We start from the raw sequence: 25,238 nt of genomic DNA, 5'->3' as shown, positions 1-25,238 counted from the left end.
AGACTCAGTTTAATCTTAGATATATCAGCAACTGCTTGTTCAAATTTGTGACTTACGGACTATTAGTAAACTGATAAAACGTTTTACTCTTTGGGCAGATAGAACTTAGAGCGCCAAATCTCGCGGACACATGGATGAGGAGATGGCGTTTTTTAACAAGATTTTGATAAAACGTTTTACCTAGTCAATCACTGAAACTATGTACCGCTTAGAGGGCGTTAACCATGTCTAGAACTTCGAATAAAACCACATTGTGGGAGTTTTTCCAAAGCCTCGGAAAAACCTTCATGCTCCCAGTCGCTTTGCTCGCATTTTCGGGTATTTTACTCGGCGTCGGTAGCTCATTTTCAAGCGCCGCAGTCAAAGAAACCATTCCACTATTAGACAATATGCCCATGCAATTGTTGTTCATGTGGATGACGAAAATTGGCCTTGTCGCCTTTATTTATTTGCCAGTTATGTTTGCGGTTGCCATTCCTCTTGGTTTAGCTCGAGAAGAGAAAGGCGTTGCCGCATTTGCTGGCTTTGTCGGTTACGCGGCGTTGAACTTATCGATCAACTTTTATCTTTCCGTCGCGGGCGTGCTGGGTAATGCAGAGCAAGAAGCCGCTTACGGCGTAAAATCCATAATTGGTATCGACTCAATTGATACGGGTATTTTAGGTGCCGTCATCGTCGGTATTATTGTTGCGAAGCTTCACTTACGCTTTTACACCTACAAAATGCCAGATGCACTCGCTTTCTTTGGTGGGGCGCGTTTTGTTCCTATTATTACAACGGTCGTGCTTGGTGTTGTTGGCCTTGCTGTACCACTCGTATGGCCATTCTTCGCAGCAGGTATTAATGCGATCGGTACGGCGATTTCTCACGCTGGCCCATTTGGTCCATTCATGTTTGGTGCTGGTGAGCGTTTACTACTGCCGGTTGGTTTGCATCACATATTGGTTGCATTGATCCGCTTTACCGAAGCGGGTGGCACACTGGATGTGTGTGGCGATACCGTGAGCGGCGCGTTGAATATTTTCTATGCCGAGGTCGCGTGTAGTAGTGTTGATGGTTTCTCTCCATCTGCGACGGCTTTCCTCTCTCAGGGTAAAATGCCGACATTCCTAGGCGGTTTACCGGGTGCGGCTCTTGCTATGTACCATTGTGCTCGCCCTGAAAATCGTGGAAAAATTAAAGCACTGCTAATTTCTGGCGTTGTGGCGTGTACCGTTGGTGGTATTACAGAACCACTCGAATTCTTGTTCCTATTTATTGCTCCGGCACTTTACCTTATTCACGCAGTCCTTACTGGTCTTGGCTTTATGGTTATGGGCTTGCTCGATGTGACCGTTGGTAATACCGATGGCAATATTATCGACTTCTTTATCTTCGGTGTACTGCAAGGTACGGCGACTAAGTGGTACTTAATTCCCCTTGTGGCGGCCATTTGGTTTGCGGTTTACTACAGCGTGTTCCGCTTTGCGATTGTACGCTTCAACTTAAAAACTCCGGGTCGCGAAATCGACAATACTGAAGATGCGATCTCCTCTGCTGGCGAAAAAGTGACCGGTTACAAAGGCGATATCATTTTAGAGGCACTCGGTGGCCCTGCGAATATTGTGTCGCTTGATAACTGCATAACGCGTTTACGTTTGTCTGTTGAAGATATGTCTTTGGTTGATGATGCTCGGCTAAAAGCGAACGGTGCTCTTGGTGTTGTTAAGCTGGATGATCATAACCTTCAAGTTGTGATTGGCCCCCAAGTGCATATGGTGAAAAATGAGATGCAAAGTCTCATGCCAGCATAACAAAGCACAGCGATAACCTTGGGGGGCTTTGCTCCCCATTTTCCGTATTTGAATCTCGTTTTATTGGAGTTTGCCATGTTTGATTTTTCTCGTACTGTTGATCGGCACGGTACTTATTGCACCCAGTGGGACTATGTTCAAGATCGTTTTGGTCAAGCCGACCTTCTGCCATTTACTATTTCAGACATGGATTTTGAGACGGCGCCGAGCATTCAAAATGCGCTTAAGGCTCGTTTAGAACATGGTGTATTAGGCTACAGCCGTTGGAATCATGACGACTTTAAACAGGCGATCTTGGATTGGTTTGCATCTCGTTATGACGCAACACTGGATGCAGAAAGTATCGTTTACGGCCCGTCGGTTATTTACATCATTGCCAAGTTAATTGTGCAATGGACGAGTGTTGGGGACGGAGTGTTGGTTCATACACCCGCGTATGATGCCTTTGCTAATATGCTGGAAGCGAATGAGCGCGCTTTACTGACAAGCCCGTTGCTAAAGACCGACACCAGTTATGAGATTGATTGGTGCCAATTTGAGTCTCAATTGGCTAAGCCCGAATGTAAAGTTTTGCTGCTCTGTTCTCCGCAAAATCCGACCGGAAGAGTATGGAGTGAGCGCGAACTTAGTAAAATGGCCGAGTTATGCTTAGCGCATAACGTAAAAGTTATTTCTGATGATATTCATATGGATATGGCATTTGAACGTTACACACCTTGGCCTTCAGTCGCGCTCGATAACCAGTGGGCACTGGTCAGTTCTGGCTCCAAATCATTTAATATTCCAGCGCTGACTGGCGCTTATGCCTTGATCCCTGATGAGGAGATTCGTAATGCTTACCTCAAACAACTTAAAGCCGCTGATGGCTTGTCTTCACCGGCAATTTTAAGTGTTATTGGGCACATTACGGCCTATCAAGATGGCGAAGCTTGGTTAGAGGAGCTAAAGCAATACCTAAAGGCTAACCTTACTTTTGTGGCTAACGAGATAAATAACGCCTTTCCCTCGATTAACTATCAAGTGCCGCAAGGTACCTACCTAGCTTGGATTGATCTTTCGAGTTTGAATGTGAATATGGACGAATTGCAAAAACGTCTCATTGAAAACCACAAAGTGGCGATCATGCGTGGAGATACCTATGGGAGAGAAGGCGAGGGATACTTACGCCTGAATGTAGGTTGCCCTAGGAGTAAAGTAGAAGCGGGGGTATCAGCCTTGATCTCGGCTATTTCCTACCTTATGAGCGAAGAGTAACTCGAATCACTGTTGTCCAATTCATTAAGCTGGGACAACAGTGCTATTTTGTTGATTAAGCGGCTTTTCTTAGGCGATCTTCTTTGCTTTTATTGACCCAAAATCGCTGAGCTTTTGGCCCTAAACTGTGCAACATCGTAGCACTTACGATCAGTATCATGCCCATGATGGTATGGGGTTGCCATTCGAAGTTGAAAAACATCACCTGCCATAACGTTGCGAATACGAGGTTAGTGAAGATTAAGGGCGCCAAAATTGAACCTGTGCTGACTAATCGATAAGCCTTCGCCCTAAATACTTGCGTATTAATGGTGGTGACCGACATTAATAGCACGGCAATGACCGCCCATATCCAATCATTGTCCAAGACGACATTTTGTAACAGCAACGTCGACAGGCTTAAATCACCATTGTGTACGTTCAGGATATCGTTCCCTTGTAACCCAGCAAATAGCACAAAAGCGAAGACCGAGGCGAACACCATGCACCAGGTATTTAATGCCAATGAGGATAACTGGCTTTTCGTCGACCGATACATACACACTTGGCTTGCTGGATTAAACACCCCTGATGCGACCCCAATCAACAACTCTGGTCGCCAGTCTATATTTCCCTTTATGCCAGATTGAATGGCGACGCCAACAAAAGCCATCAGCAATGCGATGATCGTGAGGTGATTAAGGGGGGTACCAAAGATGATTTTTTCTAACAAAGGGATAAATAAGGGGCCGGTACTAAAAAGCACCACAGATTCCATTAAGGAAAGGTGAGCAAGTGCATACAAAAAGCAAACCTGTGTGAGGGTAATAAATAACGCCCTCAAAACGAGCGCGGGTAAGGTGGCTCTATCCGGACTCTGCCATTCAGTGATGGCGAGCAGCCAGACCATAAATAGCGCGGGTATCAGAAAACGCAGCAAAATAAGTAGGTCGTAGTGGATGATGTCCGTCAGGTTTTTGGTTAACAATCCTGTGAGTGACAAGTTAAACGTAGAGATAAGCATGAAAGTAATGGCCTTCATTTGGTGATTGCTTTGCTCTGGGTGGGATGCAGATAACGACATAAATATAGCTCCTCAATGATGCTTGAATTTTAGACCGCTTGAAGAACATAAAAAAGCGAGTAATATTGACATGATGTGTAAGAAAAACTTACCAATTAAATCTTGAGGCGGTCATGAAGAAACTGGTTCCTTTAAAGTCCATTTATGCCTTTGTGGCCGTTGCTGAGCTAGGCAGCATGACGGAGGCGGCCAACACGTTGAGCGTCAGCCATTCTGCGATAAGCCAAGCGATAAAAGCGTTAGAAAATCAGCTCAATCGGCCGTTATTTCGTCGTGTAGGAAGGCGTGTTGAACTTAACATTGATGGGCGTCGATACTATAAGAAAGTCGCCCCTGCGTTGGAACAAATCGTGTTGGCCAGTGAAGAGCTAGCAAGCAGCAATGACGACAGCCCATTAACACTGAACATGATCAACTCGCTAGCACTGCATTGGTGGATACCAAGAGTGGAGGAGTTTCAACGATCAGCCCCCAATATTGATATTCGGATTTCAAATATTCCTATGGTATTTGACTTAGAACGGGAGGGGGTGGATGTGGCACTGATCCATGGCCACCCGCGTGAATGGCAAGACTATCATTTGGAAAAGCTCGGTGACGATAATTTGGTTCTTGTTTGCAGCCCTAAACTTTTAGAGGTAGACGATGAGCTGTCTGTTGCTGAGATGCTTGAACGTTATGCTGCGATCTATGTGACGAACCCAAGAAGACAAGACGATTGGCAACACTGGTGTGATGCTTATCAAATACCGATACCGAACAGGCAGAAAAACTTAAGCTTTAATGCCACGATTCAGTCCGTTCAAGCGGCCATGAGTGGCTTAGGCGTGTTGGTGACGCACCAGCAGTTTATTAAGAGTGATATTGAGTCTGGCTTATTGGTGCAAATAGGTAATGAAGTCTTGCACCCAGAGAAGAGTTTTTATTTTGCTTGCCCAGTCGAAAAACTAAAACAAGAAAAGGTGCTGACGTTACGTTCTTGGCTTCACCGAGCCTTTAGTCAGTGAAGCCATGCGTGTGGGAAAGTACTATTGCAATGCTAATTTTTGAATTGGTAAATGGGTATCAATAATCGTCACTGAGTTTTCAAGTGTTGTCTCCGGTTCTACCGATGGGTTTGAAGGGTAGTGTTTGCCAGTATGTTCAATTTTCCGGTAGGCGCGATTACTCCAAATGATAAGATCATGCCAACCATGACTGACGACTTCAGATGCGGCGATTGGAGTACTGGCAACCGTGAAGTAATCTAATTGATTATTCTGGTTATCAAATAGATAGGTAGAGCAACCACCAGAACCACAGAAGTAAGGGCCGATTAATTGGATAATATATTCGTTATTACCATCGTTGTTGAGGTCATACTTACCATAAAGAAATTGGACTGACTCTAAACTTGTATCCACAGTAATGTTATTTTTGACCAGAGATTCTACATAGAACTGCTCATTGAACGGCGTGTGTCTTGAGTTAGACGAACTTGCTTGCAAGCTACAACCGGTAGCAGCCAGTAAGAGACCGACAATGATGAGTTTCTTTAACATATTTTATGCTCTATAAATTCGAAATTGATTAGGATGTATCTAATATCTTACCTCAAATATTGAACCCTGATGGTTATATTTAGATGACAAACCTTTAAGAGAGGAGTGGTGTATGTCAGGCAACAATAAGAGTGAAATACACGTCATTGCATTACCCTCGCTGATTCATCGTATGGGAGGAGACACGGTTAAGCAGGCCAAGCAATTAGCGTTGAGTCATCACTGTGTATTAAAAAGAGTGAGGCGCTCTCGAAACTGGCAATTGTTAGGGGAAAGCCGGCATATTATGCCATTACTTATCGCGTTGCGTGCTGGGTATCCAGAAGCGATGGGCTACCTGATTGATAAGGTTTCAATTTATCAAAAGACTAAGGTCAAGCCGACATTCAGCATGCATGAGCAGTTATTGCACCTACTTAGCGAAAACCCAAACATCACCCTGTCTGAAATGATGGACGTTACTCACTGCTCGATAGCACAAGCGCGTCGTGCTCGCTTTGAAACGGAAGATATGGACGATTAAATTTGTTGAGCTTTCAGCGTTAGATCTTGTTGCGAATAATCTTCAGCTTGCTTCCCATCACAAATCAAATCAATGACTTTATAGCTCGCTAAGTCGCCAAACTCTGTAACCAGATAATCTCGAAATGCCTGTTCATTTGGCCACTTGCCTCGAACAATATAGCCTTCCTCTTTATCAAAATCTTCGGTTTCAAAAAAAGAGAAATCGGTCATGCCGATGTTGTGACAATACAAAACTAAATACATTGATAAATCCGTAGGTGCTGACTGTTTAAAGATTCGCTGTGCGATAGAGCCGATAAATATCGGCATAGATTACCAGATAACTGGCCTATTGTAGCGATGTAATCAAAGAGCGCGAGACCGCAGTGCCTATTGGATTCTAAATAACTGAACAAGCCCGTCAGTTTATCGAATGTTCATTTTCCAATTGCTTCCTATGCTTACCTTAGACGCACAACGATGCGTTATTGATAACTATAAGGACAGCATGTGATGAGCAAACCGATTGTTGTGGACAATAAACCCATTAAAATCAGCCTAAATAAAGGCGATGAACACTATTTTTGTGCCTGTGGCCAGTCAAAAAATCCACCATTTTGTGATGGTTCTCATGCAGGAACCGGCATTAAACCGATCAATTTCGTGGCCGACGATACGGGTGATGCCTACCTTTGCCAATGCAAACATAGCGCGAACCTCCCGTTTTGCGATGGCAGTCATAAGCAATTCACAGCCGAACAAGTGGGAAAACCTGGCCCCGGCATAACCGCAGGGGCTGGTGATATTCCGGTCGCAGTAGTGACTGCTGAAGAGCCAACGGTGACCTTCATTCATCAATTAGCCAGAGAAGGGCTAAGCAAACTCGGGCATCACGGACCAATGACATCCATGGGGGTTCCTCGGCATTTATTACCACACTGGGACGATCTTCAAGTGATGGTCGCGCAAATGGCACGAAAACCTTTGCTGGAAAATGTTCCGGTCGCGACGAAATTAGTGATTGGACCCAAGGCGAAAAAACCACTCACGTTAGACATCCCTTTGTTTGTGTCAGACATGAGCTTTGGGGCGCTTTCTGAAGAAGCTAAAATTGCGATGGCAACGGGTGCAGAGCGAGCTGGAACGGGGATATGTTCAGGCGAAGGGGGAATGCTACCTGAGGAACAACAAGCAAATTCGCATTACTTTTATGAGTTGGCCAGTGCAGAGTTTGGTTACGATGAAGCGTTACTGAGCAAGGTCCAGGCGTTTCACTTTAAAGGCGGGCAAGGAGCCAAAACAGGGACAGGTGGGCATCTTCCGGGCAACAAAAATATCGGAAAAATTTCTCAAGTTAGAGGCATCCCTGAAGGCGAACCTGCAATATCCCCCCCAACTTTTCCACACTTGGTTACGGTTGAAGATTTTAAACAGTTCGCAGATCGAGTAAGGGAAGTAACGGGAGGGATACCGATAGGCTTTAAGCTCAGTGCCAACCACATTGAAGAGGATATTCAGTTTGCACTTGATGCCAGCGCCGATTACATCATTTTGGATGGGCGCGGTGGTGGTACGGGGGCTGCGCCAGAAATGTTTCGCGATCATATTAGCGTACCTACCATTCCTGCATTGGCTCGGGCAAGGCGCTATTTGGATCAACAGGGTGCAAGTGAGCGAGTGACACTGATCATTACTGGCGGATTACGCGTCCCCATGGATTTTGTTAAAGCCTTGGCGTTAGGGGCGGATGGCGTAGCGATTTCAAACAGTGCGATGCAGGCGATTGGCTGCGTTGCCGCCAGAATGTGCAACACCAATAACTGCCCAGCAGGCATTGCGACCCAAAAAGCGGATCTTCGTCAGAGATTGAATGTAGAGAAATCGGCCAATCAATTGAAGAATTTTTTTGAAGCTTCGACAGAGTTAATGCAAGTAATGGCTCGGGCTTGTGGTCACGATGACTTAAGCAAATTCAATCGGAAAGATTTGGCCACATGGCACCGCGAGATGGCGCGACTTTCCGGTGTGACATTCTCTGGGTACGAAGAATAGCGCGATGGTAAAGGTGACAAATGGAGAAGCCTATTTTTCTGTTTGTCGCCTTGAACGGCGGCACAATCCTACTTAGCAATTTAGAGGGCATGAGGCTTAGAAGGTATGTCCCAATCTAAAGGCATAGCGCGTTGTTTTTTCTCTAGGTTATGATGAGAGAATAGTCGTTTATCCAAGTTGTAGCTGCTAGTATGTTGGCTTGTTTGTTCAAAACTAATCGTGGCGTTTTGTCCTACAGGTAGAGTATTTAAGTGAGCGAATTTCAAGAACTATCCCGTCAAATTGAACTGGTTTCCCTTACTGAAGAATCAGCACAAAGTCAGGTGCTTAACGATCTGATTGAAAAGGGGCTGGAGCCCGGATCGGTCGCATTAATTTTGGAAGCGTTTCCAATTGAAGATCGCGCTAGGCTTTGGCGTTTGCTGCCACTAGAGCTGCACATCGACGTACTGACTGAAATGCGTGCAGATGTGCGATTATCGGTGATCGAGTCCCTATCTGACGTTGAATTGAAATTAACATTAGCCAAGTTAGATAACTTATCCTTGATTGAATGGGCTGATTCTTTACCTGAAGAGATCACCGCCGATGCGATACGCTTAATAGAGAAAAGCGAATTAGAATTGTATGACCAAGCGAACGAGTTCGATGAAGAAGAGCTTGGACGCTGGGCCGAAAGAAAAGTCATTACCCTGCCTTTCAATATCACCGTAGACAAAGCCAAAGTCTTGATGGAACGCTACAGCTACGATACGCCACAGCAAGTCTACTTGATCAATCGGCATAAGCAGCTGAAAGGTGTGGTGAATTATTACGAAATTCTCAGAGCAGACAGCGGGGTAAAGCTGAATAGCTTAGCGATAGACCACGTCACTACGCTCAGCAGTAAATTGAGCTTGCAAGAGGGTATTGAAGGGATGGGGCAATGTTCCTTATCGGCCTTACCTGTAGTCGATGACGATCAGACACTCATCGGTGAAATCGACTGGAAATTTGCACTCAATACGCAACGTGAAATTTATGAGACTCGCTTAATGGCCGGTACGGGTATGGATGAGGGAGACGACTTGTTTGCTCCTGTACTGAAAAGCTCACGCAAACGAGGTGTGTGGCTTGGTATTAACTTGTTCACCGCTATTTTGGCATCGGTCACCATCGGGTTATTTGAAGATGTGATCACTCAGGTGGTGGCGCTTGCCGTACTGATGCCTATCGTAGCTTCTATGGGAGGCATCGCGGGCAGTCAAACCCTGACCTTGATGGTTCGGGCGATGGCATTAAACCAAATTGCCCCAGGTAACCGGTTGGCGTTATTAAAAAACGAACTGGGTATTGGTTCTATTAATGGCCTACTTTGGGCTGTGATCATAGGGGCTCTTGCCGGGCTCTGGTTTCAATCTGCTGTCCTTGGTGCCACCATTGCATTAGCTATTATTGTGAACATTATCGCCGCTGCGTTATTTGGTGTAATTATCCCTATTGTATTGGATAAATTAAAACTCGATCCAGCTCTAGCAGGGTCAGTAATACTAACGACTGTCACCGATGTGGTCGGCTTTTTTGCCTTCCTCGGTACTGCAAGTTTAGTCATGTTGTAATGAGTAACCCAAAGCCCCTTTATTTTTGAATTTGACTCGAGGTGAGAATGATCAACCAACGAGGCTGTAGAATTTCTCCTCGCCCGTCTCAATTCTGATCCTGCCGCCATTTCATCACGATATGAACTTGAACGCACTAACTCCTTGTGATCTAATCTAAATTATTCGCCACAAGACACGGTTATGCCCAACTTCAAAACCGATTACTCGAACCAAAACATGTTCGTCCCTATCATCATCGATGAACAACTCATCCCCGGAACTATTGAGTATGCGATTTCCCACATTGTCGATAACCACCTCGACCTCTCGCCCTTTGATGCGCACTACCACAACGACAAAAACGGGGCGGCGGCTTATCCACCCTCCATCATGCTTAAGGTTATTTTTTACGCCTATTCCCTCGGCATGTTAACTAGCCGACGCATAGAAAGAGCCTGCATCAACAATGTCACTTTCATGTGCTTATCGGGCGACGAGCGACCACACTTCACCACTATCGCGGCTTTCATCGCACAAATGAAGGACACCATCGAACCACTGTTCACTCAGGTTCTCATGATATGCGATGAACAAGGCCTAATAGGCCGTAACATGTTTGCTATTGATGGCTGTAAAATTTCATCCAATGCCAGTAAGGAATGGAGTGGCACACACGAAGAGCTTCGCCGTAAAAAAGAAAAACTACAGCGGGCGAGCCAGCGAATTATCGAGCGTCATCAAAGCCAAGATTCGCTCCCAAATGAAGTTATCGAACAAGACCTAAGACAAAAACAAAAGCTTGATAGCAGCGCCGATAAAATAGGTTCATTTCTGGCGAGCACTAAAGACAAATTGGGCAGCAGTAAAAAACCCGTAAAAAGCAACATCACGGACAATGACAGCGCTAAAATGACCACCTCAAAAGGTACGATTCAAGGTTATAACGGCATCGCCATCACGGATGACAAGCACCAAATTATTTTACACAGCCAAGTGTGGGGAAGCGTTGGTGAACAGCAAACATTAAAGCCTGCAGTGCTCGCTTTGAAAGAACAATTAGAGAAGCTACCCAACAGCTCAAAGCGCACCACCAAGTTCACCGCAGACAGCGGATTTCATAGTAAAACCAACCTCAAGTTCCTGTCTGAGACTCCTTATGATTGTTACATAGCAGACACTGGATTTCGCAGCCGTAATCCGCTGTTTCAAAACAGTGAAACCTATCAGACCGAGCAAGCGAAAAAACGAAAGAAACGCTCGAAAACAGGTAAAACCTGTTACTCCATTTCTATGTTCGAGTTCAACCAAGACGACATGACTTGCCGATGCCCTGCAGGAAATATGATGCGGCTGAGCAGCAAGAACGCCGTCATCCGTGGAGAGCGTGGTGCTCAGTTTTGTGGATACCTAAACGACTGCAGACAATGCGTTCATCAACCGCTGTGCATGAGAAAACCGCCTGGCAAGCAAGTCGGTCGACAAGTCTTCTTCATCTACAAAAACACCAAAGACTTTGACCACATGCAAGCCATGAAAGACAAGATTGATAGCCCAGAAGGAAGGCGGCAATACAGTAAACGGCTTGGGTGTGTTGAACCTGTTTTTGGCAACATCACCGTCAACAAACAGATGAATCGATTTACGCTAAGAGGACAAGAGAAAGTGAACGCCCAATGGGCGATGTTCAGCATGCTTCACAACATGGAAAAGCTACGGAATTGCATCATCTAGAGGGTAAAACCTCTAAAATCAGCGAAAAACCCAAATTAACTCTCATCCTGTCGCTCTATCTTTCCTTACCATGATAAAGGCCGCTACCATCGAGCAGTATTTACGCCGTTGCCAGTAGGATTAATGACGATAAAAACATGGGAAATCGGTGAAAAATCGAGAAATTCTACAGCTTCAACGCCCTATTAAACAAGCAAAAACAATCGATAACGTTTATGGCAGTGCGTTTTATCACTTAGAAGCCAAAGACAGAACCATCGATGAGCTAAGAAAAAAGCTGGTGGCGAAAACGGATAATCAAGAGTGGATAGATACCGTTCTTAATGATCTGATTGAACGAGGTTATTTAAAGTCAGATAAAAAATTTGCGATTAATTTTGTCGAAATGGCGTTTAACGCGCAAAAGGGCAGGCAGTTTATTTTGACTCAACTCAAGCTCAAAGGTGTGGATGAGTCCACCATTCAGGAAGCGATTCAACATATCGTTGACCGTGATGAAGTGTGCGAAATAGCCATGATTAACGAGCGCCTTTCAAGTATGAGGCTAGAGTCGTTTTCAAGTGACAAGCTACAAGCCACCCTAATCAAGTATGGTTTTAAATCGTCGGATGTACGAGAAGCCATAAAAGCACACCCAGTCGCTTCAACGCTGTCATCAAAAATGCAAATCAAAGCTGATAAAGCCGATTTAGTAAAAGAGATAGAAAAACTGGCACGTAAGCTCAAAGGCAAGTCAGTGATAAAGCGCGAGTTACAGCAAAAACTGATTGATATGACAAAATTTGATGAAGAAATGGATAAACTGGAGCTCGATGGCAGCATCGATTTTTACGCTAACTGCCAACTAAGGCTTGAGAAAAAACGCTTTGATTTAAAGAGCTCGAAAGACAAAAGCAAAGCCTACGCGTACCTGTATTCTCACGGGTTTAGCTCTGATGAGATCAAAGAGACCTTATCTCAATAACTGAGTCCTAGTACCTGAGTGTCATTTAAATTCAGAGCAACAAACAAAAAGGGCCAACTCTTGCGAGTTGGCCCTTTCCAAATGTTTGGTGGGCTGGCGGGAGTGATCATATAACTAATTGTATTAAATATACTTTATTAAAATTAAATCTTCGAAAGTATCTTTGTGGCATTTTCAAAAATTGAGTCTGAAATCTTCTCAGGGAAATCTTCAGGTAGCTTTGCTTTTACTTGTAAGATTGCTTCGGGGAATTCACCTTTCAGCTCATTCAATATCTTTTGCATCTTATCTTGGCTGAAGTTTACTGCTTTAGCTGTATCCAGAAAGTGGCGAGGTAATATTTTGTTAATTTCATACTTTTTCCCTCTAGTCGCTTTGAGTCCCATTGCGAGCTTGATTTTTCTAATATTCAGGCCTCGACCACCCAGAAGCGGATATGCTGATAAAATATCGTAGAATGGAGTTAAACGATAACTCCCTCCCTTCTCAATATAAATAGAATAGTTCTTAGCATGCCCATCAGTTGCCCCTATAATCCACTGAAAAACTTGAAACTTCATGAAGTTATACTGATCTTTCAGTGCATTACTTGAACCCATGAGTAGCTTCATGATTTCCGAAATACCGGGGCCACCTTGAGGTTCGTACTTGATTGATGATGGCATACCAAATACTTGGCACATGTCTTCTTGAGGTAGACGGAGTAAGTTAGCTTTATCTTTAGTCCAGCGTCTATCGAATCGCTCTACAGCTAAAGCTTTCAGGTTATCAGTTTTGAGCATGTGGACATTGGGAACTGCAAACCCTAGTGCCTTAGCTAACTCGATGCAAAGGTACTCGTTTTCAACACTGTCTTTAAGATCTAATGTTGCGTTTGCTTGTTGTATTTCGCCAATCGGTAGTTTGATGATATGAGTTGTTGGAGTATTACCTTTGGGGATACACCACTGTTCATCAAGAAATAGAAGTGCCGTTTTTTCTTGAACACCAGCCACTGATATTCTGAAATCTTCTTCTTCTTCAACCATTCCGAGGGGGATATCGGATTTGTAGGCTGAAAGCACTGCATCCAACTTTTTATCATCTAAGACTTGATAATTGAGTGATTCATTTTTGTAAGGTTGTTCAGGAGAAATTAATGCAATAGCTCCGACGCTATCTTTACCAACTTCTTTGAGAAGATCGAATGGCTGCTTAGATGAAGCTTTATAACGATTTACGATCCTGTCTCTCACCTTTGGGCTATCAGGTAAAAGGTTGTCGAAGTAGTTGATGACTGAGTCTGAAGTTATAGGTGGAAGTTGTAATTTTAGAGACAATGATAGTGGTCGGGACTTGTCACTGGTTACCCAGGTCTTATCATACTGAAAAGTATGAGCACCATTCTTCTGTTTATTGAGAGTCCCTACGAGTTCTCCGTTCATGTATGCGTTTAGTTTTTGCATTACCAGTTCTCATCATCTTGGCTATCTTGTGAACTTACTTGTGCTTTTTCCTGGATGCTCAGTGTCAGCTCCATTGCCTGAATAAGTTTAAAGAAAGTCGAAAGTGTTGTCTTATCAGGACTATTTTCGAAGTTTGAGATAGTTGCTTGCTTTATGCCTACCCTTTTGGCCAACTCTGATTGAGTCCAGCCGTTCTTTTGCCTTATTAGGAGCATCATGTCAGCGAGTTGCTTTGGACTATATATCATTTATTCCAATCCTCTATAGAGTTAAGGTGCGACTTCATATATCTCATTATCCTCTAGTAAGGATATATAAAAGTATATCCCTTGATGGGGATATAGTCCACCATATACCCACAAGGGGATTTTTAAAGTGATATCTCCTTGTGGGGGTATTCGGTGACATGGTGAGGCATAATTTCACGGTAACTTGTCGCGAGCATGTGATTAAGTAGCCCCACATCAAATAGAAACAGCTTTATGGCATTCACTTTTTGATGTGCAATGCCAGGTTGTAGTGGTTACTTATTACGGCACAGGTACACATCAATGCAGTCGGTGTAACCATTCCCGACGATGTACGTAGCTCTTGTTGGTGGTATCTTCACCACATAAATAGCTTTGTCTTACGCACCTTGAAACGCAATGATAGAAGGGCGTTGGATCGACAGAGATGAGTTTTTTAATAAGATAGTAATTACGTGAGGTAGGGAAAGTAGGGGGCCACTGGGTGAAAAACGAAAAGCAGCAGACAAAAAAAAGGGCCAACTCTTGCGAGTTGGCCCTTTCCAAACGTTTGGTGCTGGCGGCATCTGAACTAAGCTTCTATCTCTCTGTTTTAAAAGGTAACTGTTCGGTTTGAGTTTTGATTTTAGTACCATTCTTGGTACTAAAATAATTTGATACTTCATAATATATAAAATTCTATTTTGAGATATAGAGCCTTTGTACTATAGGTAAAAACCTTAAAACCCTTCTTTTGGTGCGGCATACTGACTAAGTTGAACTGATAGTACTAAGGATTTGTCATGGCTGATATTAGAGACCAAAAACTGCTTTATCATATTACTAGTTTAGAAAATGTAGCATCCATTCTAGATAATGGATTATTACCAAGAGTTGAGTTAGAAGATTTTGATGATGTTGCAGATCATGAAATTCTGGATGGGCGTCAAGCATATAATTTGGAGCGATATGTTCCCTTCCACTTTTTTGCTCGAAACCCATTTGATGGGGCAGTTCAAACTGATAATCCTGATACTGATTTTGTATTGGTTGCAGTTAGAAGAACGCTAGCTCAGGCTAGAAATTGGAGTATTATTCCACGGCATCCTCTAGCAAACCAAGGGGTTGAAGTTCTGGATTATGAGGAAGGTTTTAATCGTATCAATTGGCAAGCAATGAATCGTAGAGATTATAACGATGATGAGTCAAAAAGTGTGTGCATGGCCGAATGTTTATCGCCAAACGTGGTAGCTGTTAATGATTTTTTTAAGATTTTTGTTCCAAATGAACAGGTTAAGAAAAACGTCGAGATGCTGTTGAGGGATAAAAGAATTGCTCTGGATGTAAAGGTCAATCAAGGGATGTTTTTAAATCGATAGTTAATTCTCGAGAAAGGCTTCCCATTGGAAGCCTTTGTGCTTACTAAATTACTGGGAACTCATTTAGTAAGTCGTAGGCGTTCTATCCAACCATTGCTGTTCTTGTAACCGTGCTAGAGCAGCTTTGATATGGGCTGGCTTCATTTGCGCTTTACGTTCACTCCACCCATGAACTTTTTTGATTACATCTTCTAGTTCCACTTCCTTGTGAGGGCATTCTTGTGTCACAACCCAATGAACTGTAGAGAGTAACTCCATACCGTAAGGTGACTCAAAACCATCGACCAGCTTGGTCACTTGGTCAAAGTTTTCCTTAGTGTCAGGGTGAGAGGCTAAGAATGATTGAGCATCATTGATTGCGCCACCTTTTAGTTGAATAGACGTGTCAGGCTTGTTTATACCATCAGCGTAGCCTGAAATAAAATGCCCTTCCATTTTTTCTAATACATGGCGTAGCACATCAGCATAAGGGCCATAGTGATGTTTTTGGAAGTGGACTTTATTTAATTTTTCTCCTGCCGCCGTCAAGAAATAGACGAGCTTTTGGACTTCAAGCAAAGACAGTTTGTAGTGTAATCCAGTTGTGAGGTATTCATTAATTAACCCGATAACCGCAGCTCGACCAATTGTCATCCTAGGTTTAGGTGTTCGGTTAATCATTTGTTCGGCTTTAGGTGCATTTTGAGGCGGATAAATACGCCACTCAACATCTGGCATATCGGATAATGCCGCCTGAATTTCACGCTCTACTTCAGACCAAGGCAAACCACCGAGCCCACTACCTAGAGCTGGTATCGCTACAGAGGTTAGCTCTAATCTTCGAACTTCTTTTTTGAGAGCACCTAAACCATCTTGGATGTATTCAATTTTAGATTTTCCTTTCCAATGAGCTTTAGTTGGAAAGTTGATGATGTAGAAAGGTGCATTGATTGATTGAGTAGCAACAGACAGCATTTTTCCGGTTGTGAGTTTTTTACTATCACAAGCTGATTTGTACGCTTTGAAATTATCAGGAAAGGCTTTTTTAAACTGCAAAGCAAGGCCTTTTCCCATAACTCCAACCGTATTAACGGTGTTAATAATGGCATCGGCTTGATCGTGCAGGATGTTTCCTTCAACGTATGAAATCATTGTTAGCTACTCAACTAATAATACCATTCTGGCTTAACCAGAATTTCAGGTTGATGTTTTGAATTGGCGATAATCAGTTTTACCTTCTCTGCTAATTCTGGCGTTTTTACTCCGACTTGTCGAATACAATTCCAAGGTACTGAGTTGTATGCTAGAAATTCAGCTTGCTTTTCTTCTTTAAATTGCTGCCAGTATTTAGCATGGATTTTCTTGAAATCGAGTTCATTTAATCGTGAAAAATCATCGATTTGCTCAGCAAACGCCAAGTCGGCATGTATGTCAGTAAAAAAGCAGTTTGGGTTAGCGACCATTATTGTTTGTGTATCACTGATTAAATGCACAATCTGTTCTTGCCCATCGTGGAAATCATCATGACCTTGATGAATGACATAAAGCATCACAGATCGGGGGCAGAAGTTAAATGGAACATACTCACCAATCATACCACCAGCGGCAGCATCAACACGGTGCTGTAATCGTCGCTGTTTAATGTGGTTATAACCAATATTCTTATTTGTTAAGTTAAGTTCAATACGTTTGGAGTCCGACCATAAACAATCTGCGGCTAGTATCCCGTTTAGGTTGTTGATGTGAGTGATATGGGAGACTTTCACAGTCATCGATAACATCCTTGGCAAGGTGATGAAAATATTGAAGATAAAAATGCTAATCAGTATGTTACGGAATGATGTTATCACTCTTGACGATGAAATTTCTACTTTAGTTGATTTGTACACTCACTATTTGCGGTCTCTGATTGCTCCACTTGCAACTTCAACGTAAAATTCGCTCCAATATTTGTTCGTATCAATACGACAACGTACGCTCATGTACGAGATTAGCTAATATTCTGTAGGTAACATCAATGACCAACAAACTCTCTCTGCAAACGCTTGAGTCTTTCCTGTGGGAAACGGCTGACATCCTTCGTGGCAATATGGATGCCTCTGAATTTAAAGACTATATCTTTGGCATGATGTTCTTAAAGCGCATGTCTGATGCCTTTGAAGAAGAGCAAGAAAAGGTCATTCAGTACTACCGAGACAAAGGGAAAACCGAAGAGCAAGCGACTGAGCTGGCAGACGATGAAGATGAGTACGACGATACCTTCTTCATGCCAGAAATTGCTCGTTGGTCTGCACTTAAAGATTTGAAGCACAACATTGGCGAAAGCCTAAACAAAGCAACAGAAGCGATTGAAGAGTTTAACCCTGCGCTAGAAGGCGTATTGGTGACGATAGACTTCAACATCAAAAACAAACTCTCAGATGCCAAGCTGCGTGATTTATTGTCTCACTTTAGCCAGCACCGCTTACGTAATGAAGACTTCGAGCGCCCAGATATGCTGGGTACGGCTTACGAATACCTGATCAAAATGTTTGCCGACAGTGCAGGCAAAAAGGGCGGTGAATTCTATACCCCAAGTGAAGTGGTGCAATTGCTGGTGGCATTACTAAAACCACATGCGGGAATGCGTATTTACGATCCGACAACAGGTTCGGGCGGTATGTTGGTACAAACCCGTAATCACCTTACAGCAAACAAAGAAAACGCCGCTAACTTATCGCTGTACGGGCAGGAAATGAACCTGAATACGTGGGCAATTTGTAAGATGAACATGTTCTTACATGGCGTGCAAAGTGCCGATATTCGCAAGGGTGACACCCTACGTGACCCTCAGCACACGCAAAGCGGTGAGCTAATGACCTTTGATCGAGTCATCGCTAACCCGCCTTTCTCCCTGAAGAAGTGGGGTAAAGATGAGTGTGACAGCGATGGTTTTGGTCGTTTCCCTTACGGTACACCACCAAAAGATGCAGGTGATTTGGCCTTTGTCCAACACATGATCGCCAGCACTAACGCTGAAGGTATGGTGGGTGTAGTTATGCCACATGGTGTGCTATTCCGTGGTTCTAGTGAAAAAGCGATTCGCCAAGGCATCTTAGAAGATGATTTGCTTGAAGCAGTGGTTGGCCTGCCATCGGGTTTGTTCTATGGCACAGGCATTCCTGCTTATCATCAACAAGAACAAAGTTGCAGCTCGTAAAGGCAAAGTGCTGTTCATCAACTCAGAGCTTGAGTTTGAAGAGGGCAAAAATCAGAACAAACTGCGCGAGCAAGACATCACCAAGATTGTCGAAACCTTCGAAAGCCATTCATTTGAAAGCAAATGCGATATTAAACGCTACGCAAAAGTGGTGAACTTTTCAGAAATTGCCGAGAACGATTTTAACCTTAATATTCGCCGTTATGCCGATACCTCGCCACCAGCAGAAATCTTTGATGTACGTGCGATTCTGCATGGTGGTGTGCCAGTGCGTGAAGTGGAAGACGAATACATTCAAGAAGAGATCATTCAAGACTTTGATGTATCACTTGTATTCGATAAAAAAGACAACGACTACTACGTATTCAAGCCAAGCATTGAGAGCAAAGAGCAGATTCGTGAAGTAGCTGTGGATGCAGAAGCTAAGGTAATCACTCAACTAGAACGCTGGTGGGACAAGTACCAAGTGTCGTTGCATGAACTTGATGAACAAGTAACGGATGCCGAGCAGGTGATGCAAGGGTACTTGAAGGAGCTGGGTTATGAGTAACTTGGTTCCTGAAGGATGGTGTATAAAATTAGTATCTGAGGCCGCAAATAACTTAGATGGAAAACGTATACCTTTGAAATCTACAGATAGAGCGAATCGACAGGGTGCCTATCGTTATTACGGTGCATCTAGCGTTATTGATTATGTAGATGATTATATTTTTGATGGTGAATATATTCTACTTGGAGAAGATGGTGAAAATGTACTGTCACGTAATCTCCCTCTTGCATTCAGAGTTAATGGGAAGTTTTGGGTTAATAATCACGCACATGTATTACAGCCAAAAGAGGGTGTTGATATTGGGTATTTGTGTGAAGCATTAGAGTCAATTGACTATAGCATTATTGCTAGTGGTTCAGCTCAACCTAAGATAACGCAAGGGGCGTTAAACCAAATTCGACTGTTACTCCCACCACTCCCAGAACAAAAGAAAATCGCCAAAATTCTCACCTCAGTCGATGAGGTGCTTGAAAAAACACAGGCGCAAATCGACAAGCTCAAAGACCTGAAAACAGGCATGATGCAAGAGTTACTTACTCGTGGTGTCGGTGTGGATGGTAAGCCGCATGCCGAGTTTAAAGACTCGCCAGTGGGTAGGATTCCGAAGGAGTGGGAGGTTGTGAAATTTAAAGATATTTTTCATACCTATAAGTATGGTCCTCGCTTTAGTTCCAAAGACTACGATGAACTTGGGAATGTAAAAACTATTAGGGGAACAGACCTATCTAGTAATGGGGTTATTAAATATTCGCAGGTTCCTGTTGCAAAGCTAGATAGTAAGCTTGTTACTCAAAACGCTTTAAATCATGGTGACTTGGTAATGATCACAACAGCTGATTGTGGAGCCACTGCTGTTTTTGAGTCTCAGTCTATTCCTTATATAGCCAGTGCATATGCGATTAAATTGACCCCAAAGAAAGGACTGAACTCCAAGTACATCAACTATTTTATGCAAACAGATGAAGCGCTATCACAAGTCGATTCTTTTGTTCGAAAAGGAACGGTGGCAAACCTTCCTGGTTCAGATGTAATGTCGATAATTTTAGCTTTACCGCCTTTCGATGAGCAAAATCAAGTAGTAAGAATACTAGAGATGCTAGATGAGAACATTACGTTGAAGTTAAAAGTATTAGACAGTAAGAAGTCTTTGAAGAAAGCCCTTATGCAAGATCTCCTTACAGGCAAAAAACGAGTCAAGGTAGACAGCTAATGCTAAAAGCCATTCTTCACGGTAAAGCAGGGCGTATTGAGCACGGTGGGCAAGACTCGGTACGCTGGGCAAGCGTGTTTAAAGCCCGTGAAGATTTGCTCACGTCTACTTTTTTTGAGCGGTTTGCTTACCTATCTGATGATGTTCAAACTCAAATCCTAGCGAGTTGCTTTTCTCTATCGCCTGATGATTTTCAGGTGAAGTTTGGTGCATTTCAATCGATCGACTATTGGCCGAGGTACGAGCTAGGTGAAGGCCGTGAATCTCGCCAAGTTGAGCCTGATTTAGTGATTCGTTTCGATAAGTGCAATTTGATCGTTGAAGTAATAAAACCACCAGCAGGCGGCGACCAGTATTACGACCAATGGCAAAGAGAGGTCGATTCATTCTTGCAGTCGGATGAGCATAAAGCGTTACCGCTGCACTTTCTTGCGATTGGTCGCATTGATCGTCATAACGCACAGCAATGGGCTTATCAACTAAAGAAACCAAATTCAGTACTTGAGCTTGTAGGTGCTATCAAGTGGCAAGCCGTTACAGATAAGTTAATCCAGCAGCTCGCAAGTGAAGGTGCTAATAAAACAGACAGGCGAGTGCTAACCGACATGCTCGAAGGCTTGGCCTTGTATGGGCTCAAAACCAATAACTTTAAGTGGTGTGACTTAGTGAATCACGGTTTTGAATGCTTAACTTTAGACCACTCTAGGTTAGTGGACAGTAAGCTAGATCAAGAACTTATCCCTGCCAACCTGAGCCAATCAAATCAAAAGCTCATTCATCATAATTTTAATCCCGTCAGTTTAGATGCGCTGTCGGTTTGGCCTAGGAATACCCATGAATAATCAAAAAACAGAAGACCTATTCTCACAGGTAAGAACTGCCCACCGACTGCTTGCAGCTTATTATCAAAGGCTTTTACCAACAATAGAGCAACTGGGTAAAGCCTTAGAGTTAGACTTTTACGTTTGGCAGCCTAAAGAGTTCGCTCGTCCAACTCGTTTCACAACGAGCCCATTTGATGGTTGGCAATGGGATATGCTGCCAGCCCTGTCTACCTTCTATGTATTTAAGAACGTGAAAGATGTGAATCAGGTCCGAGTGGGAGAGTATTTAGTCGAAATCATGATTGATTCCGATACAGGCGTACAAAGTGAGGTGGCAAATGGTAATCAGCCTGATGGTATCGCTCTACCTACCAGTGTCGAAGATGCACAAAGTGTATTAAAAGTCAGTGTCTACACGCCTTTTGAGAATCAAGACTGTAATTGGTATTACAAAGTATGGAATGTCTGTGATCATCCTTTTTATTCTGCTGAACCTAAACCCAAAAAAGATGAGTCGGGCTACCCTGTGGTCGCGTGTGGTTTTGAATTGCCACTGTCGGCATTGCTTGAAAAAGAAGCCGTCGAGAACATTGCCTCTAAGACGAGAGAGTACATTGATGCAGCCTTGGCTTTTGCACAATCACAGGCAGTGACGAATGAAGGTGCAGAGGCATAATTAGGTGGTAGCTAAAGTGAAAAACAACGAATTCGATAAAGTAGAAGCGCCAGCGATTGCCCAATTGGTACAACTAGGGTGGACATATGTGCAAGGTAAAGCTTTAGCTCCCAACCCTAGCAATCCTGCTATACAAGAACGTTCCTCTTTGCGAGAAGTGGTACTGATTAAACGGCTAGAGAAGTCGCTGAAAAAACTCAACCCTTGGATCAGTGACGAGAACTTGCGCGGTGTTTGCCGTACGATCACGCATCAAAGTTGCACGGGCTTAATGGAATATAATAAGTATTTCTGGCGGTTACTGTTTGGTGATGGTATTTCCGTAGAGCAAGACTTTGGCTCTGGCCGTAAAGGCCAAACCGTTACCCTTATTGACGTTGAACAGCTCGAAAACAACGAATTCGTGTGTACCAACCAGTTCAAAATTGAGGGTGCGCAAAATATCATCCCTGATATTGTCTGCTTTGTTAATGGCATCCCATTGGCTGTGATTGAGTGTAAGTCCCCTTATATCTCTAGCCCAATGGAGAACGGCATTGATCAACTTCGCCGCTACGCGAACTTGCGTAATCAAGATGAAGATGAAGGGGCAGAGAAGCTGTTTTGGTATAACCAACTCATGGTATCGACTTGTCGCGATCAGGCCAAAGTCGGCACCATTAGCTCCACTAGCCAATACTATGGCGAATGGAAAGATGCATACCCGTTTACCGATGCGCAGTTAGCGGTGCAATCACTGCACAATAACGTGGTGGCATTTCGCACTAAAGTGGATATTGAACAACCAGAAGACGCACTAGAAGAACAGTTAGACAAAGTTGCAGAACAAGCACCGAGTTACGAAAGCTTGGCAGAAGTGACAGCGCAGCAGCGTTTACTGCAAGGCATGTTCAATAAACAAAGTTTCTTAGACATTCTGCAGAACTTCACCTTATTTGAGCTTGATGATGGCCGCACCATTAAAAAGGTCGCCCGTTACCAGCAGTTTCGAGCGGTTAATAAGGTTATTGAGCGCTTAAAGACAGGTAAAGACAGGAAAGATAAGTCAGGTGTCGTGTGGCATACCCAAGGAAGCGGTAAAACCTTAACCATGGTGATGCTGGCGGTGAAGATGCGCCGTGATCCTGAGCTAATGCAATACAAGTTAGTATTCATTACCGACCGAACTCAGCTAGATAAACAGTTAACCGATACCTTCAATGCCGCGCAAAGTGAAACCATTTATAACGCAGGTTCGGTCGCCAAATTAAAAGAGTTACTCAAAAAAGACAGCTCCGATATTGTTACAGCTATGGTGCAAAAGTTTGCTGACTTAGAAAAAGAGCAAATCAAACAAGAAACGTTATCTACTCGTCACTCAACTCAACATCTAGCTGAAAAAAGTGATGGAACGACTGTCGTTGATTCCAACAGTGCCGGTTTTGCCAACTTAAACCCAAGTGAAAAAATCATAGTATTAGCGGATGAAGCGCACCGAACACAGTTTGGTGGCCTTGCTATGACCATTGAAGCTGCACTACCGAATGCGCCCAAAGTAGGCTTTACAGGTACGCCTTTATTGAAGACGCAGAAGATGGGGCAGGCGTTTGGTGGCTATATCGACCAATACAAAATCAATGAAGCGGTTGATGATAACGCAACGGTGAAGTTGCTGTATCAAGGCCGAGAGGTAAAGTCGGAAGTGGCGGGTGAATCTCTCGACAAGTTGTTTGAAGAGTACTTCGGTGACTATAGCGAAGAAGAGCAGCGAGAAATCAAAAAGAAATACGGCGTAGAGCGAGCAGTACGTGAAGCACCTGCCCGTATTCGTTGGGTATGTATCGATTTACTCAAGCACTACCGAGAAACGGTTCAGCCAGACGGTTTTAAAGCCATGATTGTTGTGGGTAGCCGACACGCCGCGACTATTTTCAAACAAACATTGGATGAGCTTGGCGCACCGCCGTCCGAGGTGATTATTTCAGGTGATCACAATGACAAACCTTACATTGCTAAATACACCGATGCTAAACACCAAAAAACAGTCATAGAGCAATTCAAGAAGCCGTTTGGTCAGGATAAAGCGGGTACTAGCCCTAAAGATGCCAAGTTTAATAATACGGCCTTCTTAATCGTCAAAGACATGCTGTTAACTGGTTTCGATGCGCCAATTGCACAGGTGATGTATATCGACCGTAAGCTGCAAGACCATACATTGATGCAGGCGATTGCACGTGTGAACCGTAATTACAAAAATAAGTCGTGTGGTTACATTGTCGATTATCACGGGTTAGCAACGCACCTTACGGACGCATTAGATATGTTCAGTAGTGACGATGTGGATGGTACATATCAAAACCTCAAAGATGAAATTCCGAAGCTAAAAGCGATGCACACCCGTGCGATGTCTTTCTTCAAAGGCATTAATAGCGATGATGTGGATGATTATGTGCTGGCACTCAAAGATGAAACCGTGCGTGCGCAGTTCAACATGGCGTTTAAAGTGTTCGGCAAACAGCTTAATGTCATCTTGCCTGATAAATCGGCTGCACCTTTTACTGCTGATATGAGAAAGCTTGGCAAAATTCACAATGCGGCGAAAACCAAGTTTCGTGATGAAGGCTTAGATATGTCTGAAATTGGTGAAAAGGTGCGTCAGTTGGTGGATGACCACATATTGAGTACAGGTGTTGACCCTAAAAATAAACCCGTAAATTTATTAGCGGCAAACTTTAAAGAGAGCCTTCAAGCCAATAAAAGCGACGAGTCTAAAGCGTCTGAAATTGAAAGCGCCATTAAGCACCACATCAACATCAACCTAGATGAAGACCCTGAATACTACCGTTCACTGAGCTTACGCGATATTATCGAGAAAACAGCAGGCCAATGGGCGCTACAGTTAGAGCTGCTATTGGAGATGACTGGTGATGTGGGTGATGCCCATCAGCAAGCCGCACAAGATGTCGGCTTAACGGAAACCGAGTTTGCTTTCTACAATATCCTGATTGCAGAAGTCACCAATGTGACTGATGGTGATGTGATAGAGGAAGCGGTTCATGAGGCAATCAAAACCACTACTCAAGCCTTGGTGGCTATGCTGAATGAAGCAACCCAAATCATCGACTTTTTTAACAAAACCGATGAAGTGAAACGAATGAAAAAGGAAATTAAGCGAGCGGTGCTTGATCAACCTTTTGGTGATAAAGCTTTAGTTTCGATTCTCCAAGAACGCTTTATGGACTTGGCGAAAACCAAGTTCAGCAATAAGTAATCTGCGGTGAATTATTC

At 43.6% G+C, this 25,238-nt stretch carries 20 protein-coding genes and 1 pseudogene; 14 read left to right on the top strand and 7 right to left on the bottom strand.

Annotated features, from left to right (window positions below; translation table 11 throughout):
* The first annotated feature begins 224 nt into the window (after window positions 1–224).
* The gene (gene malX / locus VTAP4600_RS11490) at window positions 225–1,793 is read left to right on the top strand and encodes a maltose/glucose-specific PTS transporter subunit IIBC (RefSeq protein WP_102522920.1); all 1,569 of its coding nucleotides are present in this window, start codon (window positions 225–227) and stop codon (window positions 1,791–1,793) included.
* A 75-nt stretch (window positions 1,794–1,868) separates the two neighbouring features.
* Window positions 1,869–3,047 (top strand): MalY/PatB family protein, encoded by a 1,179-nt coding sequence (locus tag VTAP4600_RS11485; RefSeq protein ID WP_102522919.1) that lies wholly within the window; start codon window positions 1,869–1,871, stop codon window positions 3,045–3,047.
* A 55-nt stretch (window positions 3,048–3,102) separates the two neighbouring features.
* Here the strand turns inward: VTAP4600_RS11485 and VTAP4600_RS11480 are convergent, their stop codons facing one another.
* Window positions 3,103–4,110 carry a DMT family transporter gene (locus VTAP4600_RS11480; RefSeq protein ID WP_102522918.1) on the bottom strand — a complete coding sequence of 336 codons (1,008 nt, stop codon included), beginning with the start codon at window positions 4,108–4,110 and terminating at the stop codon, window positions 3,103–3,105.
* A gap of 113 nt (window positions 4,111–4,223) precedes the next feature.
* Here VTAP4600_RS11480 and VTAP4600_RS11475 point away from each other — a divergent pair, with 113 nt between their 5' ends.
* Window positions 4,224–5,117: a LysR substrate-binding domain-containing protein gene (locus VTAP4600_RS11475; RefSeq protein WP_102522917.1), complete on the top strand. Its 894-nt coding sequence runs from the start codon at window positions 4,224–4,226 to the stop codon at window positions 5,115–5,117.
* A gap of 21 nt (window positions 5,118–5,138) precedes the next feature.
* Here the strand turns inward: VTAP4600_RS11475 and VTAP4600_RS11470 are convergent, their stop codons facing one another.
* On the bottom strand, window positions 5,139–5,651 hold the full coding sequence (locus VTAP4600_RS11470) for a COG3650 family protein (protein WP_102522916.1): 513 nt from the start codon (window positions 5,649–5,651) through the stop codon (window positions 5,139–5,141).
* A 112-nt stretch (window positions 5,652–5,763) separates the two neighbouring features.
* Between VTAP4600_RS11470 and VTAP4600_RS11465 the strand changes: the two genes are divergently transcribed.
* Window positions 5,764–6,174, top strand: a complete 411-nt coding sequence (locus tag VTAP4600_RS11465) for a ribosome recycling factor family protein (protein ID WP_102522915.1) — start codon at window positions 5,764–5,766, stop codon at window positions 6,172–6,174.
* On the opposite strand, the gene VTAP4600_RS11460 is transcribed toward VTAP4600_RS11465, so the two are convergent.
* Window positions 6,171–6,419, bottom strand: coding sequence for a hypothetical protein (locus VTAP4600_RS11460; RefSeq protein ID WP_102522914.1), 249 nt, complete (start codon window positions 6,417–6,419; stop codon window positions 6,171–6,173). The genes VTAP4600_RS11465 and VTAP4600_RS11460 overlap by 4 nt on opposite strands.
* Before the next feature lie 249 nt (window positions 6,420–6,668).
* Here VTAP4600_RS11460 and VTAP4600_RS11455 point away from each other — a divergent pair, with 249 nt between their 5' ends.
* The 4 genes from VTAP4600_RS11455 (at window position 6,669) to VTAP4600_RS11440 (ending at window position 12,482) form a co-directional block, all read left to right on the top strand.
* Window positions 6,669–8,207 (top strand): glutamate synthase-related protein, encoded by a 1,539-nt coding sequence (locus VTAP4600_RS11455; protein WP_102522913.1) that lies wholly within the window; start codon window positions 6,669–6,671, stop codon window positions 8,205–8,207.
* 251 nt (window positions 8,208–8,458) lie between these two features.
* On the top strand, window positions 8,459–9,805 hold the full coding sequence (locus VTAP4600_RS11450; protein WP_102522912.1) for a magnesium transporter: 1,347 nt from the start codon (window positions 8,459–8,461) through the stop codon (window positions 9,803–9,805).
* A gap of 183 nt (window positions 9,806–9,988) precedes the next feature.
* A complete protein-coding gene (locus tag VTAP4600_RS11445; protein WP_102521342.1) occupies window positions 9,989–11,518 on the top strand; it encodes a transposase in 1,530 nt (509 codons plus the stop codon).
* Window positions 11,519–11,666: 148 nt separating this feature from the next.
* Window positions 11,667–12,482, top strand: a complete 816-nt coding sequence (locus tag VTAP4600_RS11440) for a RecX family transcriptional regulator (protein WP_231897797.1) — start codon at window positions 11,667–11,669, stop codon at window positions 12,480–12,482.
* Between the two features lie 143 nt (window positions 12,483–12,625).
* On the opposite strand, the gene VTAP4600_RS11435 is transcribed toward VTAP4600_RS11440, so the two are convergent.
* Together VTAP4600_RS11435 and hipB are read right to left on the bottom strand one after the other, a co-directional pair.
* On the bottom strand, window positions 12,626–13,927 hold the full coding sequence (locus VTAP4600_RS11435) for a type II toxin-antitoxin system HipA family toxin (protein ID WP_102522911.1): 1,302 nt from the start codon (window positions 13,925–13,927) through the stop codon (window positions 12,626–12,628).
* Window positions 13,927–14,175 (bottom strand): type II toxin-antitoxin system antitoxin HipB, encoded by a 249-nt coding sequence (hipB, locus tag VTAP4600_RS11430; protein ID WP_017034177.1) that lies wholly within the window; start codon window positions 14,173–14,175, stop codon window positions 13,927–13,929. Before hipB ends, VTAP4600_RS11435 begins: the two co-directional genes overlap by 1 nt.
* Window positions 14,176–14,957: 782 nt before the next feature.
* Here hipB and VTAP4600_RS11420 point away from each other — a divergent pair.
* A complete protein-coding gene (locus tag VTAP4600_RS11420; protein WP_102522909.1) occupies window positions 14,958–15,533 on the top strand; it encodes a DarT ssDNA thymidine ADP-ribosyltransferase family protein in 576 nt (191 codons plus the stop codon).
* 63 nt (window positions 15,534–15,596) lie between these two features.
* Here the strand turns inward: VTAP4600_RS11420 and darG are convergent, their stop codons facing one another.
* Window positions 15,597–16,664 (bottom strand): type II toxin-antitoxin system antitoxin DNA ADP-ribosyl glycohydrolase DarG, encoded by a 1,068-nt coding sequence (gene darG, locus VTAP4600_RS11415; protein ID WP_102522908.1) that lies wholly within the window; start codon window positions 16,662–16,664, stop codon window positions 15,597–15,599.
* A gap of 14 nt (window positions 16,665–16,678) precedes the next feature.
* Window positions 16,679–17,284 carry a type II toxin-antitoxin system toxin DNA ADP-ribosyl transferase DarT gene (darT, locus tag VTAP4600_RS11410; RefSeq protein WP_102522907.1) on the bottom strand — a complete coding sequence of 202 codons (606 nt, stop codon included), beginning with the start codon at window positions 17,282–17,284 and terminating at the stop codon, window positions 16,679–16,681.
* Window positions 17,285–17,529: 245 nt separating this feature from the next.
* On the opposite strand from darT, the pseudogene VTAP4600_RS11405 reads away from it, so the two are divergent.
* From VTAP4600_RS11405 to VTAP4600_RS11385, 5 genes and pseudogenes are all read left to right on the top strand, one after another.
* Window positions 17,530–19,261, top strand: a pseudogene (locus tag VTAP4600_RS11405) (type I restriction-modification system subunit M).
* Window positions 19,254–20,471, top strand: a complete 1,218-nt coding sequence (locus tag VTAP4600_RS11400; protein WP_102522906.1) for a restriction endonuclease subunit S — start codon at window positions 19,254–19,256, stop codon at window positions 20,469–20,471. The pseudogene VTAP4600_RS11405 and the gene VTAP4600_RS11400 overlap by 8 nt, the downstream one beginning before the upstream one ends.
* Window positions 20,471–21,313 (top strand): hypothetical protein, encoded by an 843-nt coding sequence (locus VTAP4600_RS11395; RefSeq protein WP_102522905.1) that lies wholly within the window; start codon window positions 20,471–20,473, stop codon window positions 21,311–21,313. Before VTAP4600_RS11400 ends, VTAP4600_RS11395 begins: the two co-directional genes overlap by 1 nt.
* Window positions 21,306–21,971 (top strand): PM0109 family protein, encoded by a 666-nt coding sequence (locus tag VTAP4600_RS11390; RefSeq protein WP_102522904.1) that lies wholly within the window; start codon window positions 21,306–21,308, stop codon window positions 21,969–21,971. Before VTAP4600_RS11395 ends, VTAP4600_RS11390 begins: the two co-directional genes overlap by 8 nt.
* Window positions 21,972–21,987: 16 nt before the next feature.
* Entirely contained in the window at window positions 21,988–25,221 is a 3,234-nt protein-coding gene (locus VTAP4600_RS11385; protein WP_102523971.1) for a type I restriction endonuclease subunit R, read from the top strand.
* The last annotated feature ends 17 nt before the right edge of the window (window positions 25,222–25,238 follow it).

Source organism: Vibrio tapetis subsp. tapetis (genome assembly GCF_900233005.1).
GTDB lineage: Bacteria > Pseudomonadota > Gammaproteobacteria > Enterobacterales > Vibrionaceae > Vibrio > Vibrio tapetis.
The sequence above is the reverse complement of the archived record's forward strand: the minus strand, read 5'-3'. Positions and strand labels throughout refer to the sequence as shown.